General features: G+C 33.7%; 2 protein-coding genes and 1 pseudogene. 1 reads left to right on the top strand and 2 read right to left on the bottom strand.

Annotated elements, in window-relative coordinates:
• Together Q0409_RS09830 and Q0409_RS09825 are read right to left on the bottom strand one after the other, a co-directional pair.
• Positions 1–698 (bottom strand): annotated as a pseudogene (locus tag Q0409_RS09830) (hypothetical protein); the annotation flags it as partial.
• Positions 699–806: 108 nt separating this feature from the next.
• Positions 807–3,023, bottom strand: coding sequence for a lectin like domain-containing protein (locus Q0409_RS09825; RefSeq protein WP_366940126.1), 2,217 nt, complete (start codon positions 3,021–3,023; stop codon positions 807–809).
• A gap of 58 nt (positions 3,024–3,081) precedes the next feature.
• Between Q0409_RS09825 and Q0409_RS09820 the strand changes: the two genes are divergently transcribed.
• Positions 3,082–4,091: zinc ribbon domain-containing protein (locus Q0409_RS09820; RefSeq protein ID WP_298537665.1), on the top strand; the 1,010-nt coding region annotated here is incomplete at its 3' end.

Here is a 4,091-nt window from a genome sequence, read left to right as displayed (position 1 = left end):
TTGCCTCCATTGGAAAATACAGCCCCACCATAGAGGGCATAATTATTATAGAAGCTGCAATTGTTTAAAACAACACTATTGGATCCAGTGCAATAGATTGCTCCACCGCATGAGGTTCCGGAATTATCCAATGTAACGGCAGTGGAATTGTGGAAATTAACATTTGCAGCATTTAAAAAGGCATCACTGTCATCAGTTATGAACTGAATATTTAGAAATGTGATGTTTTCAATATCAAAGCTTCCATAAAATTCAAACCTAGGATAATCAGAAATTACATTAATGACTGTATTGGATGAATTCTGACCATAAATGGCAATATTCCCCATATAGGGATAATCAGGAGTGTAATTGTAAGTGCCGCTAGCAAAATGCAGAATGGAGTTATCCATTATCCTATCATCTGATAATGTTTTATATGGATTTTCAATGGAACCGTTTCCATTATCATCCAAAGCATTGGAGTTGAAGTATATGTCCATTTTCGGCTCTTCCTCAGGAATATCCTCGCCTTCACCAGCATCCAAAACATTATCTTCATTATAGATAATCAAATCATCATCAATTGAATCCTCAATCATCAGATTATCATCTATTGAGGTCACATTATCATCTGCAGCAAAACTGGCAGGAATGATGACCAATAATGATAGGATTATTGATAATATAATGATTGCATTAAGCTTTTTCTTTAACAATTTTTCACCCAAATATAATTTTCCAATGCTTTTCCATTATTTATACGCATTTTCATTTTATTCTATACATTTGTATTTTATTAATATACATTAATTTTATTTTTTAATCTATATAATTTTAATTGTATTTTTAACAGTCAATTTTCCATAAGTTGAATAAATGTAATATTTGCCTTTTTTCAAGTTTTTAAGACTTACAGTAGCTATTCCCTTAGAATTGGTCTTTCTTTTATATTTGATAGCCCCTAATTTAAATGTAATGACTTTATTCCTTAGGATTTTACCTTTGGAATTAACCAATTTGGCAGTGAATTTAATTGTTTTGGCTTTATTTTTGGAAATGTTTTTTGTAATGAGAGGAATGACCTTTATTCTATTCTTAACTTTAAATCCTTTATAAGTTGCTGAAACAGTGTAGGTTTTAGGATTCAAGCGAATCTTAAGGCTTGCAATTCCTTTGCTGTTAGTCTTTTTATAATATGTTTTGCCATTTAATGTGAATTTAACTGTAACTTTTTTGGCAATTCTTCCATAATTGTCCAAGACTCTAACCTTATAGTATTTGCCTGCACCATAATACATGGTCATGTTCTTGTTTTTATCAATTCTGGCCAATACCTTAATCTTATGGGTCTTAACTTCAGAAGTCTTTGGATTCTTGACCTTTACAGTATAGGTTCCTGGCTTTAGATGATTAGTGATCTTGACTATTCCATTAGCATCTGTCTTAAGCTTATAGCTTTTTCCTCCAAATACGATTGTCACGTATGTGTTCTTTAAGGGATTTAACTTTTTATCCTTGAATTTCACACTGTATTTGGAGTTATAAGTGAAATTGGAATACTTTGGAAGCACAACGGTTGTCTTGATATTCACTTTAGCGGAATTGGAGGATTTCATATAGAGCTTCTCTCCCTTAAAGGTCACAACCATCTTGTAATTGCCCGCTTTTATATTGGTTAATGTTATCTCACCGTTCTTATCGGTTGTGCCGGTATAAATCTTATCCAAGACATATTCAATCTTTCTTCCAGCAAGAGGATTTCCGTTTTCGTCAATGAGCTTGATCTTATACTTATAGGCATTGCCGTATATGGTTTCAAGATTGCTTAGAATGATTTGTGTATCATATGTGTCAACATTGAAAGTGTATGAGTCATTATTGCAATCATATATTGCAGGATAAAGCTGAATTGTAAGATTGTTGAAGCCTACTTTCAAATCTGTTAAGTTGATTGAAGCCTTACCATTGATTGATTTGGTTGTGAAATTCTTATATCCAAATAAGAAGAAAATGGTTTCGTTAACTGTGTCATTAAGAGCTATGTTTACAAATGCACTATCGAAATAATATGAAATGCTTGTATTCATTGCAAGATCATATTTGGTTATATTGACAGATGAAGTATGTGGAAGAAGAGGTTTATAAGCACAGGATACGAATTCAGCAGATATGTTATGGAATCCTCTCTTAAATATGTAGCTAAGCTTTGCCACACCATTGTGAACATCCACATAAACAACATCATCCGGTGAGCCTTCATTAGTGAAAATAAATTTAACTTTACCACAATTTACAGACCTTCCATATTGATTTGTAACATTAACTGTGAAATTTACAGGATTGAAGCTTTTTCCACTAACATTAATGGGATTAAAACTCCATGTACTTGTAGCATCAACTTTATCCAATATTGTAAATGCCTTTATGCAAGCCACTTGAGACTTGTAAAAGTGATCAGGATAATCATTCCATTCCAATTCATATAAATCTGTCCAGGTTTTACCGTTATAGCTGATGAATGAAATGTTTTTCCTATAAAACTGATTGTTTAAGCTTTGTGATTCTGAAATAGGAACTCCCACATCTCCTTTAACCATTATCTTAAAGACAACTTCAAATATGTCCCCAACATTAAGTTGGATAGGTTCTCTCAAATCTATAGTCCAATATCCTGGATTTGTGAATGCTGATTGAACCAATTTCAATGTATTGTTCACATAAATTGATAAGGTGTAATTGGTTTCCTTTTCAAAGTAAGTTGAAACCGCAGTCAAATACTCCTCATCGGTTGCAGTGAAGATATTCTTGTACCATATAGTATTTGTGGTATTGTAGAAGAAATCTGTTTTAGCAATGTCATATTGATAGTTCTTATCAAACTTGATTGTATCATTTAGAATGAATGTGAATGCATCTCCCCATTTTCCTAATTCAATTGAAGACTTATCGTAATAAGATAAGTAGAAGTAACCCTCATTACCCCAAGACTCTCCCCAACTGTTTTTAGCTATCCATGCACCTTTTCCAGGGGCATTTGGAATATCTATATCATCATTTTACTCTTTAATCTTAGGTAATTTTAAACAATTTTGTTTATTAATGAACAAGAGAAAGGGAGAAGAAGAAATGAAAAATTGTCCTAAATGTGGAGTTCAGCTTCCTGATGATGCTGTATTCTGTAACAATTGCGGAAATAATCTTTCTGCAGAACCTCAGCAGGCTGCTCCTGCAGCAGAGCCCGTTGCAGCTCCGGTTAACAATGCAACCTTAGATTCCGCAGTAGAAAAAAATAAAAACACCAAAATCGGTATGATTGCCATCATCGGTGGTGCTGCAGTAGTTGTAATTCTTTTGGTTTGCTTACTGATTTCCTCACTTGGCGGCGGCTACAAGAGCCCCATTAATGACCTTGTTAAGGCACTCAACAAAGAATCTACAAACTATGAAGACTTTGTAAATGCCGTTGCTCCTGATTTTGTAGCAACAGCTTGCGTTGACCTCGTTGACTTAATCAGAGACGTAGATGCTGACGTTATCGAAGATTTCGAAGAAGACATTGCTGATTCTTTGGAAGACGGTTATGATGACTGGGCCGATGATTACGGCGACAACTGGAGAATCTCTGTAGATTTCCGCGACGAAGAAGAACTTGACGAAGATGAATTGGAAGAAATTCAGGAATTGTACGAAGACTTCTATGATTCTTTGGATGATATGGATCTTGATGACGAAGAAACCTACGAAGACCTTGCCGATTACCTTGAAGATTACTATGATATGGAATTATCCGATTCCCAGATTAAGAAACTTCAGAAAATCTGTGAAGCACTTCTCGGTGAATTCGAAGATGTAGAAATTAATATAGATGATATAAATAAGGTAATAGCCACCATTAGTACAGACGAAAAATATAATACACAACAAGTACAAGAAATACAAATTATCATTGATAAAGTGAATAAATTGGGACAAAAGGCTGTCGAAAAAGACGTACGTTCTCAAATTCTTTGTCATATTTTTTTGGGATATTTGGCATCCATCAATGAACTCGAAGATAAAGCCAAGATAATAAATAAGTTTACAAAAGAATGTAATCAATACTTAATAAA

The sequence above is a fragment of the uncultured Methanobrevibacter sp. genome (assembly GCF_937898925.1).
GTDB lineage: Archaea > Methanobacteriota > Methanobacteria > Methanobacteriales > Methanobacteriaceae > Methanobrevibacter.
This window is presented reverse-complemented; position numbering and strand designations above follow the sequence as displayed.